This window comes from Aquimixticola soesokkakensis, from assembly GCF_900172375.1.
Lineage (GTDB): Bacteria > Pseudomonadota > Alphaproteobacteria > Rhodobacterales > Rhodobacteraceae > Aquimixticola > Aquimixticola soesokkakensis.
This window is the reverse complement of sequence record NZ_FWFS01000009.1, coordinates 96,488-114,181: the sequence shown is the minus strand read 5'-3', so window position 1 is coordinate 114,181 and position 17,694 is coordinate 96,488. Positions and strand designations below refer to the sequence as shown.

Here is a 17,694-nt window from a genome sequence, read left to right as displayed (position 1 = left end):
ATGCAAAACGGCCACGGGTATGTGCCCGTGGCCGCTTCAATGTCCTGCCGCTCGCCCTTATTTGGGCGCGATGCGCCAGAGGGTGTTGGCGTCTTCGGCCTCGTCGCGGGCCTTGTTCACGAGGTAGACAACACCGTCTTTGCTTTCCTCGACAAAGTTCGGGTTCGGGCCGCCGGGAAGATTGGCAACCAATTCGCCCTCGGGGGTGACGACCGCAAGGCTGTCGGAGCCACGGTTGGCCACAAACGCCAGCTTCGCGCCATCGACATAGACCACGTTGAGCGGCTGCACACCGACCGGCACATCCACCAGTTCGCTGCCCTCTGCGTCAAAGATTTTCAGATCATCGCCATTGGGCGTGGTCACGAACATCAAAGCGCCGTCTTCGGAAATATCGACCCCGATGGCCCCTGTCCCACCGGGCACCGCAATATTGGTCACCTCGCCGCTGGCCAGATCGATGCGCGCGGCCTCGGGCGTGGTCAGCGACACGGTGTAGAGCAGGCCATCGGCCTCATCCAGCGCCAGGCTCATGGTGTTGAACGTCTCGCGGCGCAGCGCCGAGGGCACGTCGATGGTCTCAACCAGCTCCAGCGTTTGCGTGTCGAACACTTTGATCCCGTCCGTGCCTGCGCTGACATAAACGCGGCCACGGGTGGCATCGACCACAGCGTCGCGCGGGTGGTTCGTCGTACCGTCTTCAAATTGTTTGACCAGCGACAGATCGTCCTGGGAATAGACGGCCACGGTGTTCTGACGTGTGTTGGTCACCCAGACAGTGCCATGCGCGTCATCGGCGGCCACGCCGTAAACCGCATAGACACCGCCCGGACGATCGCCCTGTGCCGGTGCCGCTGCGGGGGTGACTTCGGCCAGAACCTCGAGCGTTGCGGCGTCAAGTTTGAACAGTTTGGACTCTTCGACCGGCGGGCGGCCGACAGCAGAGGCGACAAAGAGCGTGCCATTGGCTTCGGAGACGGCAACCTGGTACAAGCCGCCGTCAAGTTGCACTTTGGTGATGTCGAACTGGTCCGCGCCAAAATAGTCGATCTGCGGCGACACTTTGACATCCATGACCTGGGCACTGTCCGGATTGGCGGTTTTCACGATGACCGGATGCAGGCCCAAAACGGCCTCTGCATCGAGATCGAAAGTGGCGCTAAAGGCGCCCTCGGCATCGGCAGTCACGCCCTCGACCAGCAAGGTATCGCCGCGCTCGACCTCGATGGTTTGCCCCGCGACGAAACCGCTGCCGGTGACGGTCGCCTGCGTGCCCGGATACAGCGGCGCGCCATCGGGACCGCTGATCGAGACGCGGCCCTCGAACGGCGCCGCAGTGTCAAACGGGGTCTGGGCAAAGGCCAGTTGTGTAGAGGCAAGCAAGGTCGCAACAACGCACAAAGGGCGCGCGACGGCTTGGGAAATACGCAAGGAATGGGTCATTCAAGCACCTGATCGGGTTCAATTTAAGGGGGTTCGCTGATGGCGCGATGAAAGGCGACCACGGGCTATGGCAGGGGTGTCTGTTGTTTTCGGGGCAAGGTCAAGACTTACCCGACAAATAAACTCGGAAAAGCGGGTTATGCCTTGAGCGTCGCACCGCCATCGACGTAAAGATCGGCCATGGTGATGTGACCCGCCTGATCCGACAGCAGGAACATCACGCTTTGCGCGATGTCTTGCGGCGTGGCGAGTTTGCCCAGCGGAATGCCGGTTTTATGGATCGCCAAATTGCCCGCGATCACGGCCCGCGCGCCGCTCGCATCGGCCCACATGCCGGTCTGCATCGGGGTCAATGTCGATCCCGGCGCTACAATATTGCAGCGAATGCCCTTGGGGGCGACCTCCAGCCCAAGGCAGCGCATATGCATGTGCAGCGCGGCCTTGCTGGCGGGATAGGCCCCCATCGCGAGACGCGGGATATCGGCGGAATTGGACCCCACGGCCACAATCGCGCCCCTGCCCTGCACCACCATGGCGCGCGCAAGTTCGGTGGTGACAAAGAAGCCGCCGTTGAGGTTGACGTTGACCACCCGCTGCCAGTCCTGCGCCGAGGTGCCAAGCATATCGGCCCCGCCCAGAATTCCGGCAGCAAAAATGCCGTGCCGCAGGGGACCGTAGAGAGCCTGTGCCTGCGCCACGGCAGCGGCCACGGCAACAGGATCGGTGACATCCAGCGCCGCCCAGGTCACCCCCGCCATCTTGGGCGCATCCTCCAGCGCCGCCTCAAGATCGCTGGCAAAGACCTGCGCGCCGCTGTCGGCAAGTGCGGCGACAATCGCGCGGCCAATCCCGCCGCCCGCGCCTGCGACAAAGGCCGCTTGCCCCTCGAACCCGGTCAGTTGCATGCTGCGTCTCCCAATGTTGTCCGCACCGCATCGCTTGCCATCGGCACCCCCGCGCAGGCCGCCACCCATGCCAGCGCCATGTCGTGTTTTTCGCGCGAAAAATCGGCCAGCGCATCGGCCACGAAAAACGGTTCAATGTCGCGCTGAAAGGCTTCGCAGACGGTGGCGAGGCAGCCGATATGGGCGTAAATGCCCGTGACGATCAGCTGGTCGCGCCCGCGTGCGCGCATCAGCTCGGCCAGATTGGACCGCTGGAACGCGCTGTAGCGGTGTTTGACCAGCTGAATATCGCCCGGCTGCGGCGCAAGCGCGGCGATGATGTCCTCATGTTCGGGGATCGCATTCATGCCTTTGCCCCACAAATCGGCCTGCAAGCCGCGATCCGCCAGCAGCTGATTGCCCTTCTGGGCGGTGTAGAACACCGGCACACCCGCCGCGCGCGCGGCCTGAGCGAGCGCGGCAATATTTTGCGTGACGCGCGCCAAGGTCGATCCCGCACGGCTCAACGCATCCGGCCCGAAGGCCGCGCAGAAATAGCGCTGCATGTCGTGGATCAACAGGGCCGCACGATCGGTTTCAAGCGTGAAACTGGCCCGCGGCGCAGGCAGATCGGTCGGGAGTGCGTAATCGGGAATGCTCGGGAGAGCCATGGAACCTCCGGTTTTGATGGAACGCGGGCGCTAGAGCCGCTCACAAATGCCAAGCGCAAGGCGCATCGCGCCGAATTTGGCGCGGGTTTCGGCGATTTCATCGGCGGCCTTTGACGCCCCGACGATCCCCGCCCCCGCAAACAGCTGCGCGCTATGTTGGGCGATGACCGCGCAGCGCAGCGTCACATGCCACGCGCCGTTGTTGTCGCCATCCAGCCACCCCAGCGTTCCGGCATAAAAATCCCGTGCGAAAGGCTCTTGCGCGTCGATTTGGGCCAGCGCCGCTGCCAGTGGAAAGCCCGCCACGGCCGGGGTCGGATGCAGGTCGCGCAACAGCGCCAGAACGGGGGTGTCGGCCTCCTTGAGCACGCCCGAAATTGCCGTGCCCAAATGCCACATCGTCGCCGTGCGATCCAGTTGCGGCTGGTCGGGAACCTTGAGGCTGCGGCAATAGGGCGTCAGCACATCGTGGATGTACTCGACCACCACGCGGTGCTCGATGTTGTCCTTTTCCGAGGTCAAAAGCGCCTGCCCGACGGCGGCATCGGCGCTTGCGTCAGACTGACGGCGCGCAGAGCCTGCCAGCGGGTGCGAGCGGATCGCCGCCCCCTGTTTGGAGAGCAGCAATTCGGGTGTTGCGCCCACAAGCCAGCGCGGCGCGGCGCTCTCGCCGGGCAGCGGTACGCAGTAGCTGGTGACATGTCGGTCCGCGCTCAGGCGCAGGGCCACCTGCACCGGATCGATCGGCGCATCGGTGTCATAGACAAGCGAGCGGGCCAGAACGACCTTTTTCAGCCCCCCGTCACCGGCGTTGATTTTTTGGGCCACCGCATCCACCGAGGCCCCGAAGCCCTGGGTTTCGGGCAGACGCGTCAGGCTGTGGCTGACCGCCTCATCGGCCGCGACCTGCGCCGGAGTCGCCTTGGGGGACAGGCGGTACAGATGGCCCTGGTCCGTGCGATCAAAGGGAAAGACGCCAAACAGCCGCCCTGCCTGAGGCGCCGTTTCGTGGCCGTCGTCCGGGATGGCCTGCGTCAGATCGCAGGTCGCAAACTGCGCCAATGTCGCCGTGTAGGTCTTTGTGATTTCGCCAAAATCCTGACCAAGCAAAAAAGCACAGCCAGAGAGACCCGCCTCGGGCGCGGGGTGTGTTTCGGGGTGTGTTTTCGGGTGTGTTTTAGGGGCGCTGCGCCCCGCAGACGAGGCCGTTTGCGCCCCCTCGATATCAATATTCAAGACCTGCAACCTTCTGCCTCGCGTCGATGGTTGCCTGCCAGATGGGTGGGTGACCTGAATGGATGGGTGAGCGCTTTGAGCTGTCTTGCGCCCGCGCTTGTCGGGGTGAGTAGCCCTGCCCAAACACTCTGTCAATGCAGCCACGGGGTTGAAACCCATTAACTTGACTTTTTTTGTCAGCATTGATAACCCCAGCCCAAACCGGTCAGCCAGACGCCAGCCAGAGCCCTCCCAGCTTCTTTCGTATTGGACTGCCCGCGATGAACAGTATTCTCACCCTGATTGCCCCCGCGCTTGACTTTTTGACCGCCGGAGGGCCCTCGATCTGGGCCATTGCCGCCCTCTCGGTGCTGACGGTGGCGCTGATTTTGTGGAAAACATGGGATCTGATCTGGCTGGGGTCGTGGTCGGGCGGGCATAAGGTTGCGCGCGCTCTGGACCTGTGGCGCAGCGGCGCGGATACCCAGGCCCAAAGCCTGCTGGAGGGGCGGCGCACGGTGCGCGCCAAACTGGCGCTTGCCGCGATGCGCGCCCAGAACGACACAAGCTTTGACAAGGACGCAGGCCGTGAAGAAACCACACGCATCGCCAAGAAACTTCTGGCGCGCGCGCGCGCCGGTCAGCGACCGCTGGAACTGATCGCCACCATCGCCCCGCTTTTGGGCCTTTTGGGGACAGTTCTGGGCATGATTTCCGCCTTCCAAGCCCTGCAGGAAGCGGGTGCGCGCGCCGATCCCTCGATGCTTGCGGGCGGCATTTGGGAGGCGCTTTTGACCACCGCCGCCGGTATGGCCGTGGCAATCCCCGCCTCGGTGGCGCTGACGTGGTTTGAAAGCATCACCGACCGTCTGCGCCTTGAAATGGAAGACACTGCAACGCGGGTGTTTCAACGCGCCGGTGCGCCCATCGCCAGCGTTGCGCCCCCGCGCGCAAGCGCAACTGCGCCTCAAAGCGTGCCTGCGGAATAAGCGCGATGGACCTGTCTTCTGCGCGCCCGCGGCGCCGTATTTCGCTCACGCCCATGATCGACGTGGTGTTCCTCTTGCTTGTGTTTTTCATGCTGGCCTCGCGCTTTGGCATGGATATGCAGGTGCCGCTGGTCACCGCCAGTGGCGGGGGCAGCGCCTATAGCGGTCCGCCGCGCCTTGTGCAGATCGAGGCCGATTCGGTGCTGTTGAACGGTGTTGCCAGTGCGGACTCCCTGCTGGCCGACCAGCTTGCGCCGCTCATGGAGACCCCGACCGATACCGTGATTTTGCGCGCAGGCGAGGCTGTCCCCCTGCAACGCCTTGTCGATGTCATGGGCACGCTGAACGCGGCGGGCCTGAGCAACCTTGTTGTCGTGGACTGAGCGATGGACCTGTCCGAGCCCCCCCGCCGCGCCCGCGAAGAAAACGTGATCCCGATGATCAACGTTGTGTTTTTGTTGCTTATTTTCTTTTTGATGACCGCGCAGATCGCGCCCCCCGAACCTTTTGAGGTCGATCCGCCCGCAACGGGTTCGCTGGAGCCGAGCGAAGGGGAGTTTACCCTCTATGTCGGGCCCGAGGGTGACATCGGGTTTCGCGACGCTTTGGGCGAAGAGGCCGCTTTGGAGGCGCTGCAACTGGCCTATACCGAGGCCTGCGCGGATCTGGGCTGCTTTGATGTCGCGACCCGCCCGATGCTGGTGATCCGCGCCGATGCGGCGCTGGAAGCCAGACAAATCCCTGCCCTTCTGGGCAAACTGGCCGCCCGCGACATCACCCGCGTGCAGCTTGCAACCAGCGAAGTGTTTGGAGACAGCGAATGAGTGTCCTGACCAAAAACAGCGTGAGAGCAAGCCTGATGACGGGCGCGAAAATCGTGGTGTTCGGCGGGCTGGCGCTGGGGGTGCATGTCGCCGCCTTTGGCCTCTCGCCCCAGGAAGGCGCGGCAGCAAGCGCGGGCAATGGTGGCGAGGATTTGCTGACGATGGCGGCGGCGCCTGCGTCTTTTTCCCAGATGGTCGAACAATGGGAGACCCCGCCTGAGGTCTCGGTGGAGACGCCCGATGTGCCGCCTGCCCCGCAGATGGCCGCGCCCGAGCTGGAAACACCGCCCCCCCTGCGCGAGACCGTGCGCCAGACCGTGCGCGAGGCCCAGCCGGACATGCCCCAGATGGCCGCGCTTGCGCCCGACCTGCCCGCGATTCCGACGGTCGATGACACGCCCCCGCCCCCCGAGATGACACAAGCGCCGCCCGAAGTGGCGCGCGAACGTCCCAAAGCGCGCCCCGATCGCAAGCCCGAGCCGCCCAAACCCGCCGCAAAGGCCGCTTCCAAGCCCCAACCCAAAGCCCAGCCCAAAGCTGCCCCCAAAACTGCACCCAAAAACGCACCCAAAAACGCACCGGCTTCGGCCCCCTCGAAGGCACAAAAGGCGGCCGGATCGGGCGGCGGACAACAGGCAGGCCAGTCGCAATCGGCACAGGCTGCAACCCTGTCCAAATCCGAGCGCAATTCGCTGATCGCACAATGGGGCGCGCGCATCCGCTCGTCCATCGACCGCGCCAAACGGGTGCCGCGCGGCGCGGGGTCGGGCAGCGTGACCTTGACGGTGGTCGTGTCCTCGGCGGGCGCGCTTCAGGGCGTGTCGGTCACCAGCAGTTCGGGCAATGCCACGCTGGACGCGGCCGCCGTCGAGGCCGTGCAGCGCGCGCGCAAGTTCCCCAAAGCCCCCAAGGGTCTGACCGGCAACAGCTTTAACTTCCGCCTCAACATCCAGATCGAGGGGTAGAGCTGTCAGTAGAGCCGCGATAGGCACTTGCGCGAGATTACGCGCAGGTCAGCCCCCTAGCGGTGGTGCCCCCTTCGACCTCAAGGGCGCACCGCCGACGGGCGCTGGTTTTGGGCCAAATCCGACGGCACCGCTGGGCTGAAAACCGGCCTTTACCGATTTGTAGCGCTACAGGTCGAGGTCCAGCAAAGCCTGCCGCATGACCTGCGGGTCCGCGTCGAGCCCCGTCCAGTATTTCAACCCGATCACGCCTTGGTTCACAAGCATCCCAAGCCCGTCGGCGGTTTGACAGCCCCGCGCCTGCGCCGCTTTGAGCAGCTTGGTGAGGGGCGGATTGTGGATGCCATCCGCGACCACCATGTCGCCGCTCAGGCTGTCGTGATCGATGTCGGGGGTCGCCTCCACATCGGGAAAGAGGCCGATCGAGGTGGCGTTCACCACGATCTTTGTGCCCTGCGGGATCGCATAGGTGCCCTCCCAGGCGGTGAAACTGGCACGCGCGGGGGTTTTGTCGTTGATCAAGGTCGCAAGCGCCTGCCCCCGCTCGGGCGAGCGGTTGACGACCGTGATCTGCGTGGCTCCGGCCAGGGCCAATTCAACCGCCACCGCACGCGCAGCGCCCCCGGCCCCCAAAAGCACGACCGAAGCGCCCTTGGGGTCGGTGACCGCGCTCAGCGCTTTGACAAAGCCCTTGCCGTCGGTGTTTTCGCCGATCAGCTGGTCCCCGCGGCGCACAATCGTGTTCACAGCCCCGATAAGCTTGGCGCTTTCGCCAAGGCCGTCGAGATGTTCGATCACCGCAACCTTATGCGGGATCGAGCAGTTGAAGCCCTTCCAGCCCATCGCGCGCGCGCCGCGCACCGCATCGCCCAAATCCTGCGCAGCGACCTCGACGTTGAGGTAGCGCCAGTCCAGTCCGTGATGGGCAAAGGCCGCCTCGATCATCGCAACAGTGGGGTTTTCCCCTGCAGGCTGGGCAAAAGATCCGGTGAGGGGCAGCAGGAAATCGTGGGACATGTGTCGACCTTTCAAAAAGAGCCACGCCAGGGGCGGCGCTGTCGGTATGGGTCTGTGATATAGCCGCGATGCAGGGCAGGACCATTCCCATCCGCCGCAACATTTTGTATGATTGCCGCATCGGCATCGTTTGACAGGACCGCAATGGCCCAGAAACTACCCCCAAATTCCCCCCCCGAGGCACCCACCACAGCGCATAAGGGCGCAGGCCATAGCGCCGCGCGAAAGCCCTGGTACGAGGCGGTGCAAATCCCGCCGGGGCAATCCTGCCTGAACTACGAACGGCGCTTGGCGGAATTTCGCTACAACTGGCACTATCACCCCGAATTCGAACTGACCCTCACGCTCAACAGCATTGGCACGCGCTATGTCGGGGATACGGTGGCGCCCTATGGTGACGGCGATCTGGTGCTGCTTGGGCCGAACCTGCCCCATGCGTGGAAATCCCGGCACGCCATCGATCCGCAGATGCCGCACCGCGCGATTGTCTGCTGGTTCACCCAAGACTGGATCACACAGCTTGCCGCGACCTCGCCCGAGCTTGCGGATATCGCCACGCTTTGCGGGACCGCAACCGGCGGGCTTGCCTTTTCGGCGACCACATCCGCGGCGTTTCGTGCGCGGCTGGAGCGGATCTGGACCCTGCCTCAGGCCCAGCAAATCCTTGAATTGCAATCTGTTTTACTGGGTTTGGCGCAGGGGGACGCGCCGACCCCGTTGGATCGCCCGCTGCGCGCCCCTCCCGCGCGGGCAGCGGATGTCGCGCAAGCGCGCCTGCAGCGGGTGCTTGACCACCTCGACGCGCATTACACCGACCACATCCGTCTTGCCGATCTGTGCGCGCTGGCCAATGTCACCCCAAGCCAGCTGCAACGGATTTTCAAGCGCGCCACCCGCGTGACGATTTCAGACTATGTCACGCGGTTGCGGGTTGCGCGCGCGTTCCAGCTTTTGGGACGCAGCGACTGGCCGATGACGCGGATCGCGCAGGACTGCGGCTTTTCCGACGGGGCGCATTTTTCACGAAAATTCAAGGCGGCCACAGGGCGCAGCCCCTCGCGCTATCGCAAGGATTTTCGCGACAGTGGCCCACCGCGCCCCGACGGGTATTTCCCGATGCTGCCGCAAGAAAAGCACCCGCCCCGATAAAGCTGCGCGGCTGCGCACAGAGGGGCTTCGCACCCGCGCAACATGGCCCCTTGATCGCGGCGCGCACCCCGCTAAATCTCAAAGAGTATTGAACAATTTACCGCGCACCGACGCGCCTGCGGGCGCGCACACCGGGGCGGACGCGCCCGCTCAGGCGGCGCGGTTTCCCGCATGAAAGGATTTTTTGCCATGAGTACACAGCCCCAAAAAGCGACTGAAATCGCCGTCATCGTCGGGAGCCTGCGCGCAGGCTCTGACAACCGCAAACTGGCGCAGGCCCTTGTGGCACTTGCGCCGTCCTCGCTTGCCTTCGAGTTTGTCGAGATCGGCGATCTGCCGCTCTATAACCCCGATCTGGATGAGGGCGCGCCGCCCGCACAATGGGCGGCCTTTCGCGCCTCCATGGCAAAGGCGCAGGCGGTGCTCTTCGTGACGCCGGAATACAACCGCACCGTTCCCGCGGCGCTGAAAAACGCCATCGATGTGGGGTCGCGCCCCTATGGGCAGAGCATCTGGTCAGGCAAACCGGCGGCGGTCGTCACCGGATCGCCGGGCGGCATCGGCGGCTTTGGTGCAAACCATGTGCTGCGCCAGTCCCTGGTATTTCTGGACATGCCCGCGATGCAACAACCCGAAGCCTATGTCAGCCATATCGCGGATATGTTTGACGAAAACGGCAAGGTGACATCGCCCGACTCCGAGGCGTTCTTGAACAAAATCATCACGGCTTTTGCCAAATGGGTCGATGCCCACGTGTAGGCGTCAAAGCAAAAGCCCCCAGCCAAAGCAATGACGTCAAAGGCCCTGCCAGTGCGGGGCCTTTGTGCATGGGGACCTAGCCCAGATAGTCGCCATCAGCGACATGTTCGAGCCAATCCACGACCTTGCCATCCTTCACTTCCTGAATGGCAATGTGGGTCATGGCGACATCGGGCGCAGCGCCGTGCCAGTGTTTTTCGTTGGGCTCGAAGAACACGCAATCCCCGGCGCGCACCTCCTGAATGGTATCGCCCCAGCGGCACACGCGCCCCACCCCGGCAGTGATCACAATCGTCTGGCCCAAGGGGTGGGTGTGCCAAGCGGTGCGCGCCAATGGCTCGAATGTGACCGTCGCGCCCTGCACCCGATCGGGAAACTCGGGGTTGAACAGCGGATCGACCCGCACAGTGCCGGTGAAATAGTCGCTCGGACCCTTGGTCGATGGTTTGGCGCCTGCGCGATAGATTTGCATGATGTTTTCCTTTGCTGGACCACGGGGCGGCTGTCATCCGCCCCTGTCCAATCTATCGCATCGCGCGCGCGCGCCCAGAGGCGTTTTGCAACAAGCCCCTATCGGTTTGACGCATCAATCGCGTTTGAGCGATTGCGCCAGATGCCGACAGGCCCGCACGGTTTGGGCCATCACCGTCAGGGTCGTGCCAGAGACGCCCGAGCCTGCAAAAGCGCTGGCATCCGTGACATAGACATTGGGCGCGTCCCAGAGCTGCCCAAAACTGTTCAGCACCGAACTGGCCGGATCATGGCCCATCCGCGCGCCGCCCGTTTCGTGGATCGCCGCGCCCATGACCATGACCCGCGAGAAGAACTTGCGAAACAGAAAGCGCGACAGCGGACCGGCTTCGGGATAGACCCCCCGCCCCCATTCGCGGATCCCCTTGGGCGTGCCCAGAAATTCGACCTGCCCGCCCGCGCCATTCACCGTATCCAGAAACGCGGCCTGTTGTTGTTCCAGCAGCGCCTCCTCTTCGGCGTGCATCGTGCAACGGATATGGGCGACAGGAATGCCCCATTTGTCGGTCTTTTTGGGATCAAGCGTGATGCGGTTGTCGGCATGCGGCTGCATCTGGCCAAAGCCGAAAAACAGCAGTTTGGCAGGATCGCTGTCGCCCACAGGCGCGCGCCCCACGCCGCCCTGAAAATCGAAATCGCCGCGCGCGGCAGGGTTGCCCTGATCGTCGAAACGCGGGATGAAAATGCCGCCCTGGGGGTCGTAAAAATCATCCTTGGGCTGGCTGTCATCGCCTGCAAACCCTTTGACGGGCGGGTAGATCCCCATGGCCAGCATCGGGATCTGATCCATGAAATAGCGCCCCAATGTGCCCGAGGAATTGCCCAAGCCCTGCGGATGCTCGGCCGATTTCGAGTTCAGCAACAGCCGCACGCTTTCAATCGGAGAGGCACAGAGCACGATACGGGGGGCCGTGACGACACGCACCGCGCCGCTTTGGGTATCGACCACCTCGACGCCCGAGGCTGTCGCGCCCACGGTCAGCACCCGTTTGGCCACGCTATTGTAGCACACGGTCAGCTTGCCACTGTCTTTGGCGGCTTTCATCGGCGGGAAAACGCGATCCGGCGAGGGCGCAAGCGAGCGCCAGGCAATCACGTGGCGTTCGGGGTTGCGGGCCTCCACGCGCGCTTTGAAATCCACTTCGGCGGGGGTCAGTTTTGCCGCAGATTTGTAGGTGCCATCCGGGATTTGCGCCAAACCGTCCGTGTTGCCATAAAGGCCGAGATGGGTTTCGACCTCGTCGTAAAACGGGGCCAGCTCGTCATAGGAGACCGGCCAATCCACCCCGCGCCCCGTGCGGCTTTTGGATTTGAAATCATCATCGGACCAGCGATAGAGCACACGGCCAAACGTATGGGTGCGCCCGCCGGCCTGCCGCCCCCTGATCCACACGAAGGGCGCATCTTTGGGCGTGGTATAGGGGTTGTGGCGATCCGAGACGTAGAAATGGGCCAGCATGCCGCGAAAAAACGCCGCGCGCGATTGGATGCCCTGGCCCATCACGGTGGCAATGGCGCGCTCGAAAATATTGATCGGCGCGGGTTTCTTGGGCTTTTTGCGCGGGTCGAAATCGCCCTTGCCCACCTCGCGCCCCGCCTCAAGCAACAGCACCGTCAGCCCCTGATCGGTCAGTTCCTTGGCCGCAAAGCTACCGGCGGCGCCGGAGCCTACGATGATCGCGTCGAATGCGGGAGTGCCGGGTACCAAAGTTTCTGCCATTGAAGTGTCGGGCATGGAAGTGTCGGGCATGGAAGTGTCCTTGCAAAAAAGGGGCCTGCCCTGGCGCGGCTGCGCCAAGGAGGGATGTTTTTGGATGCGTGATAGGGGTCAGGCGCCGCCAAGCGCCTTGAGTGTTTTGATCGAGCGCGTTGCAAAGCGTTTCCAATCAAGTGGTTGGTCGTGTTCAACCACCATGATTTGCGACCCTGCCGCCACGCCTGCATCCCAAAGCACCTGCCAGTCCAGCGTCCCGTGCCCAAGGTCGGCAAAGCCCTTTTCATCCAGACACTCGCCTTGGGGCGCGATGTCCTTGACATGGATCGCGGGGATGCGGCCTGTGTATTTTTCCAGCCAGACCAGCGGGTCTGCCCCGCCCACCACGATCCACGCAAGGTCCGGCTCGAAAGGCACGGTGTCGCCCAGCAGGTGATCGATCGGGTAGCTGCCATCGGCCAGCGGCACCATTTCGAATTCGTGGTTGTGATAGGCAAAGGTGAGGCCGCGCGATTTCATATCGGCGGTATACTCGGCCAGTTTCGCACCGATCGCCTGCCATCCGGCAGCGGTGTCAGGGCGGTCTTCGGGGTTGATATAGGGCACGACGACCAGCCACATGCCGAACTTGCGCGCAATCTCCTCGACCAGATCGGGGCTTTGTTCGAACACGTCCAGCGTGAAATGGCCGGTCTTGGCCGTCAGATTGTATTTGGCCAGCAGCGCCACATAGGTATCAAGCGCGCCCATGTCGTCGGGTGCGCCGAAAAAGAACGGCTGCACATCGGTATAGCCCAGCTCGGACAGGAGTTTGAGTTGCTCCTCAAGGCTGTCGGCCGCGCGCGAGGAAAACATTTGGAATGACAGATCACCGTTGGGGATCATGGGGGTCTCCTAAATTTCAGTGTGGGAAAAAGTCGCCTAAGTCAGGCGCTTGCCTGTGTCGGGATCAAACAGATGCGCGCGGGTAGGATCGGGCAGAACATGGATCACATCGCCCTCGCCTGCGGTGATACGTTCGCGAAACACCCCCGCCACAGCGGCCGTACCGAGTTTGAGAAACACCATTGTTTCCGATCCGGTCGGCTCGACCAGCGTGATGCTTGCGGGCAGTGCGCCCGCCACACCCGCCGCCGTCAGCGCCATATGTTCGGGGCGAAACCCGTAGGTCACGGCGGTGCCAACGGGCGGGTTTGCCCCCGCGGGCAAGGCCATTTCAACGCCGTCCTTGCTGATGAAAGCCGGACCGTTTGCCCCGCTTTGCACATGGCCTTCGATAAAATTCATCGAGGGCGAGCCGATGAAAGCCGCCACGAACATATTGGCCGGACGATCATACAGATTGAGCGGCGTGTCGCATTGTTCAACCACGCCATCGCGCATCACGACGATCTTGTCGGCCATGGTCATCGCTTCGATCTGGTCATGGGTGACATAGATCGTGGTGGTTTTCAGCCGGTGTTGCAGCGCCTTGATTTCCGAGCGCATTTCGACCCTGAGCTTGGCGTCGAGGTTCGACAACGGCTCGTCAAAGAGAAAGACCTGCGGATCGCGCACGATGGCGCGGCCCATGGCAACGCGCTGGCGCTGCCCGCCCGACAACTGGCGCGGATAGCGGGCAAGCAGCGGCCCAAGTCCGAGGATATCGGCGGCTTTTGCGACCCGTTCTTCGCGCTCGCCCTTGCCCATCCCCTTGAGTTTAAGCGAGAAATCCATGTTCTCGGCCACGGTCATATGCGGGTAAAGCGCGTAGTTCTGAAACACCATGGCAATATCGCGGTCCTTGGCGACCACATCGTTGACGATGCGCGACCCGATGCGCACCTCGCCGCCGGTGATGTCTTCAAGCCCTGCGATCATGCGCAACAGGGTCGATTTTCCGCAGCCCGACGGGCCGACAAGCACGACGAATTCCCCGTCATCGATGTCGATATCGACACCGTGAATAACCTTGGTCGGGCCGTAGTTTTTGCGAACATCGCTGATCACAACATTGGACATGTTTTGTCTCCTTTGAGCGCGGGGTCAGCCTTTGACAGCGCCGCCAAGGATGCCGCGCACAAAATAGCGCTGCATCGAGATGATGAGGAAAAGCGGAATGAGCACCGACAGAAAGGTCGCCGCCATCAGCGGGCCCTGGCCTTGGGTGGTCTGGGCGACAAGCCCTGCGAGATTGACGGTGATGGGGGCGGCCATGGCCGATCCGCCCATGAACAACAGCGGGATCAACAGGTCGTTCCACGACCACAAGAAGGCCATGATGCCAAGCGAGGCCATGATGGGCCGCGCCAGCGGCAGGACAATCGCGGTGAAGGTTTTCAACTCCGAGGCGCCGTCCAGATTGGCGCTTTCATAGAGTTCGACAGGAATGGAGGCGATGAAACCGCGCAACAAAAACACCCCGAACGGGAGGGTAAAGCCGACCTGATACAGCCAGATGCCGGGGATAGAGCCCGACAGGCCCACCATGTTGTACAGTTTGAGCAGGGGCACCAGCGTGATTTGCGGCGGGGTGACAAGCAGCGCCACCAGCAACAAGGACAGCGCCGTGCGCCCGGCAAATTTCATCCGCACCAGCGCATAGGCGCCGATCACCGACAGGATCACCGTCAGCACGGTCGTGGGGATCGCAATGGCCAGCGAGGTGCCCAGCGAGCCTGCGATGCGCAGCTGATCCAGCGCCAGACCGTAGTTGGCAAGGCTCAGATCGGGCCGCAGGATCGCCATCCACCAGCCGGAGGTTGCCGTGTCGGCCTGCGGGCGGACCGATGAGAGGAACAGCGCGACAATGGGCACCAGCCAGCCCAGCAGAAATGCGATGACAATGATGTTGAGCAGAAGACGCAGCAGCTTTTGCTTGCTGCGGCCCGTGCTTTTGCTGCGCAACTGCGCGGCAGGCGGATTGAGGGCGGCGTCGCTCATGCTTTATTCTCCGCGCGAAAATGGAAGATGTTGATCAAGGCCACGGGCAGCGCGCAGACCAGCAAGATCACCGCGATGGCCGAGGCGTGGCCAAGGTTGTTGGCTGAAAACAATTCGTAATACAGGCGGTTGGCGATGACATTGGTGCCGAAATTGCCGTTGGTCATGACGTAGACGATGTCAAAGACCTTGAGGGAGGCGATGATCATCGTGGTCAGCACCACCATCACCGAGGGCACGATATTGGGCAGCACCATCGAGCGGAAAATGCGCCATTCCCCTGCCCCGTCCAGGCGCGCGGCTTCCAGCATCTCCGAGCCGATATTCTTGATGGCCGAGGACAGGATCAGCGTCGCAATCCCCAGTTGCAGCCAGACGGCGATGAAAATCAGCGACAGCGTGTTGACCACGGGGGCAATCAGCCAGGGCACCGGGGCAAGGCCAAAGAGGCTGCGGATCGCGTTGAGCGTTCCGATCTGGGTCATGCCCTGGGGCTGGAAAGAATACATCTGCGTCCAGATCACCGAACCTGCGGTAAAGGAAATCGCGGTGGGCAGGATCACCACCGTCATGGCGACGGGTTCGTATTTTACCTTGTCAAACAGCACAGCGGTGGCAAGCGAGAGCACCAGCGTCACCGCGGGAAAGCCGATCAGCCAGATGATGTTGTTCTTGAGGATCGACATCATCGTGCCGGAAAACGCCCAAAGGTAGTTCGAGCCGCCCACGAACCCCTCGCCGCGCGCATCGCGCAGCGAGGTGAAGAGCGTGACGATGATCGGATAGATCAGGATCAACAGCACCAGAAGAATGGGCAGCGAAAGCCACACCCAAGGGCGCAGACTGCCCGACAGACCCTGTGGCAGGAGGCTCAGGATACCCTCCCCCAATCCCAGACCGACATAGGTCAGAACCGGAATGCCAATCGCGCCGATGGCGATCAACACAGGAACAAAAGCAAGCGTGTCAGTCATGGCAGATCCTCAGATGTGGCAGCGGCATTATTCGATGGTCGCCTGAACAGTTTCCAAGGCCTCATCCAGACTGTCGGGGTTCTGGATGTAGCTCATCACCGCGGCGTAAAACGCCGAAGACGTCGCGGATTTGTTGTTCAAATTGGGACCTGCCGCAAATTCCACATCGCCCGAGTTGAAATAATCGCGCGAGATTTCTTGCAGCAATTCAGAAGGATAGGTCTCTGCGGGCACGTTTTTATTGGCCACGGGCCAGCGGTTGAGGGAGGCCAGATAGGTCTGCGCAGGCGTTGAGGCCATAAACTGCAAAAACGCTTTGGTCGTCGGCTCGTCCGTCAGCCCGACCGAAATCGACGACTGATACAGCTCATAGGGGTAATAGGCCGGATCGGTAGCGGGCACGCGAAAGAAATCGATCGTCTCGCCCGCAACGGCGGTTTCCCCGATCAAACCGGGCACCCAAGCCGCCCAAAGCGCCACCTGGCACTGCGCAGGATCGCTGGTCAGCCCGTTGTAGCCCGTGGCAATGGAGGTCGAAATCGCGCCGAACGGCCCCCCTGCCACCTTGCCCTGCGCGACAATCGTCGCGCCGAAGTCTTCAAACGCGCCTTTGACCTCATCGGATGTCCACGCAAGGTCGCCCGCACCCCAAGCAGTATATTTTTCGGGGCCGTATTTTTTGAGGAACAGGTTTTCAACCATCTGCGCGCCGGGAAAACCCGAAGAGCCGCCCGCCCCCTGCGCCGCGCACCAAACCGCATTGCCCGCCTCGGCCTCGGCATTGGTCCAATCGACCATCTCCTGCCAGTCGGTGGGGGCGCTCGGGCCGGTGTAGGTCTGGGGGTTGAACCAGACCATGAAGGGGCTCATGCCCTGATAGACGCCGAAGACCTTGCCCTCCATGCTGGAGGTTTCAAGCAGCATTTCGTTGAAATTCGCGGCCAGTTCATCGCCAAAAGCGGCGCTCAGATCGACGGTTTTGCCCTCAGCGGCATAGGTTTTCGCCACGCCAAGTTGCAGGTCGGCAACGTCGGGCGGGTTGCCCGCTTGCACGCGGCTTTGCACCACCGCACCGGTGTCGGGCGTGCCGGTGTAGCGCACATCAACGCCGCTGCCCTCGGTAAAGGCGGCGTAGACGGCTTCCAGCGTCTGGCCTTCGCCACCGCTGGCCTGGCCGATCATTTCGATGAAGTCATCCAGCTCGACACCCTCGGCAATGCGCGCAGCCTCTGCAACGGCGGCGGCATAATAGGGGTCGGCGGCTTGGGCAAAAACCGGATGCGCAAAGCCGACGCTGGCACCCAGCGCGCAGGCAACGAGCGCGCTGGATTGGCGAAAGCGGCGCAGGGCCAATTGGGGCAATGTGGTCGATGTGGTCACTTGGTCGTCCCTCCGAAGGATGCGCGTGGCGCGCGGGCTGTTGGTGTGATCGCGCAGGATCACGCGATTGGGTAGCTGGCGTCAGCTTGCTGGTGTTTTGGCGCGCCGCTGGCGGGCCACACTCTGGTGCTTGTCCGAACATTTGGTCAGGCTTGACTTATTTTCGTCAATACTGATCTTATTCAGAGCAATACTGAAAAAATCTCAGGCATCGGTGCTGAGAAACCTGTGCTGCACTTGAAAAGACTCGCGGTGCC

General features: G+C 62.6%; 18 protein-coding genes. 6 read left to right on the top strand and 12 right to left on the bottom strand.

The features are described from left to right. Window positions 1-57: 57 nt before the first annotated feature. From AQS8620_RS12360 to AQS8620_RS12345, 4 genes are all read right to left on the bottom strand, one after another. On the bottom strand, window positions 58-1,443 hold the full coding sequence (locus AQS8620_RS12360) for a YncE family protein (protein WP_085837213.1): 1,386 nt from the start codon (window positions 1,441-1,443) through the stop codon (window positions 58-60). Between the two features lie 137 nt (window positions 1,444-1,580). Beyond that, window positions 1,581-2,348, bottom strand: coding sequence for an SDR family oxidoreductase (locus AQS8620_RS12355; protein ID WP_085837212.1), 768 nt, complete (start codon window positions 2,346-2,348; stop codon window positions 1,581-1,583). After that, entirely contained in the window at window positions 2,339-2,998 is a 660-nt protein-coding gene (locus AQS8620_RS12350) for an isochorismatase family protein (RefSeq protein ID WP_085837211.1), read from the bottom strand. Before AQS8620_RS12350 ends, AQS8620_RS12355 begins: the two co-directional genes overlap by 10 nt. A gap of 30 nt (window positions 2,999-3,028) precedes the next feature. Continuing rightward, window positions 3,029-4,234: an isochorismate synthase gene (locus AQS8620_RS12345; protein ID WP_159453241.1), complete on the bottom strand. Its 1,206-nt coding sequence runs from the start codon at window positions 4,232-4,234 to the stop codon at window positions 3,029-3,031. A 260-nt stretch (window positions 4,235-4,494) separates the two neighbouring features. Between AQS8620_RS12345 and AQS8620_RS12340 the strand changes: the two genes are divergently transcribed. Genes AQS8620_RS12340 through AQS8620_RS12325 form a run of 4 tightly spaced genes read left to right on the top strand, consistent with a single transcriptional unit; the run spans window position 4,495 to window position 6,991 of the window. Further along, complete coding sequence (locus AQS8620_RS12340) at window positions 4,495-5,202, top strand: MotA/TolQ/ExbB proton channel family protein (RefSeq protein ID WP_085837209.1); 708 nt, start codon at window positions 4,495-4,497, stop codon at window positions 5,200-5,202. Window positions 5,203-5,207: 5 nt separating this feature from the next. Next, on the top strand, window positions 5,208-5,585 hold the full coding sequence (locus tag AQS8620_RS12335) for an ExbD/TolR family protein (protein WP_085837208.1): 378 nt from the start codon (window positions 5,208-5,210) through the stop codon (window positions 5,583-5,585). 3 nt (window positions 5,586-5,588) lie between these two features. Continuing rightward, a complete protein-coding gene (locus AQS8620_RS12330) occupies window positions 5,589-6,026 on the top strand; it encodes an ExbD/TolR family protein (RefSeq protein WP_085837207.1) in 438 nt (145 codons plus the stop codon). Beyond that, window positions 6,023-6,991: an energy transducer TonB family protein gene (locus AQS8620_RS12325; RefSeq protein ID WP_085837206.1), complete on the top strand. Its 969-nt coding sequence runs from the start codon at window positions 6,023-6,025 to the stop codon at window positions 6,989-6,991. Before AQS8620_RS12330 ends, AQS8620_RS12325 begins: the two co-directional genes overlap by 4 nt. A gap of 168 nt (window positions 6,992-7,159) precedes the next feature. Here the strand turns inward: AQS8620_RS12325 and aroE are convergent, their stop codons facing one another. Further along, on the bottom strand, window positions 7,160-8,008 hold the full coding sequence (gene aroE, locus AQS8620_RS12320) for a shikimate dehydrogenase (protein ID WP_085837205.1): 849 nt from the start codon (window positions 8,006-8,008) through the stop codon (window positions 7,160-7,162). A 144-nt stretch (window positions 8,009-8,152) separates the two neighbouring features. On the opposite strand from aroE, the gene AQS8620_RS12315 reads away from it, so the two are divergent. Together AQS8620_RS12315 and AQS8620_RS12310 are read left to right on the top strand one after the other, a co-directional pair. Beyond that, window positions 8,153-9,157 carry a helix-turn-helix domain-containing protein gene (locus AQS8620_RS12315; protein WP_085837306.1) on the top strand — a complete coding sequence of 335 codons (1,005 nt, stop codon included), beginning with the start codon at window positions 8,153-8,155 and terminating at the stop codon, window positions 9,155-9,157. Window positions 9,158-9,346: 189 nt separating this feature from the next. Continuing rightward, entirely contained in the window at window positions 9,347-9,916 is a 570-nt protein-coding gene (locus AQS8620_RS12310) for an NADPH-dependent FMN reductase (RefSeq protein WP_085837305.1), read from the top strand. 76 nt (window positions 9,917-9,992) lie between these two features. On the opposite strand, the gene AQS8620_RS12305 is transcribed toward AQS8620_RS12310, so the two are convergent. The 7 genes from AQS8620_RS12305 to AQS8620_RS12275 all read right to left on the bottom strand — a co-directional run bounded on the left by AQS8620_RS12305 (window position 9,993) and on the right by AQS8620_RS12275 (window position 17,437). After that, a complete protein-coding gene (locus AQS8620_RS12305) occupies window positions 9,993-10,388 on the bottom strand; it encodes a (R)-mandelonitrile lyase (protein ID WP_085837204.1) in 396 nt (131 codons plus the stop codon). A 114-nt stretch (window positions 10,389-10,502) separates the two neighbouring features. Then, window positions 10,503-12,197, bottom strand: a complete 1,695-nt coding sequence (locus tag AQS8620_RS12300) for a GMC oxidoreductase (RefSeq protein ID WP_234990478.1) — start codon at window positions 12,195-12,197, stop codon at window positions 10,503-10,505. 78 nt (window positions 12,198-12,275) lie between these two features. Beyond that, window positions 12,276-13,046 carry a sugar phosphate isomerase/epimerase family protein gene (locus AQS8620_RS12295; RefSeq protein ID WP_085837203.1) on the bottom strand — a complete coding sequence of 257 codons (771 nt, stop codon included), beginning with the start codon at window positions 13,044-13,046 and terminating at the stop codon, window positions 12,276-12,278. A 36-nt stretch (window positions 13,047-13,082) separates the two neighbouring features. Continuing rightward, window positions 13,083-14,162 carry an ABC transporter ATP-binding protein gene (locus AQS8620_RS12290; protein ID WP_085837202.1) on the bottom strand — a complete coding sequence of 360 codons (1,080 nt, stop codon included), beginning with the start codon at window positions 14,160-14,162 and terminating at the stop codon, window positions 13,083-13,085. A gap of 24 nt (window positions 14,163-14,186) precedes the next feature. Beyond that, entirely contained in the window at window positions 14,187-15,083 is an 897-nt protein-coding gene (locus AQS8620_RS12285; RefSeq protein WP_085837201.1) for a carbohydrate ABC transporter permease, read from the bottom strand. Continuing rightward, window positions 15,080-16,057, bottom strand: a complete 978-nt coding sequence (locus AQS8620_RS12280) for a carbohydrate ABC transporter permease (protein WP_085837200.1) — start codon at window positions 16,055-16,057, stop codon at window positions 15,080-15,082. The genes AQS8620_RS12285 and AQS8620_RS12280 overlap by 4 nt, the downstream gene beginning before the upstream one ends. A 27-nt stretch (window positions 16,058-16,084) precedes the next feature. After that, entirely contained in the window at window positions 16,085-17,437 is a 1,353-nt protein-coding gene (locus AQS8620_RS12275) for an ABC transporter substrate-binding protein (protein WP_143267515.1), read from the bottom strand. Window positions 17,438-17,694 lie beyond the last annotated feature (257 nt).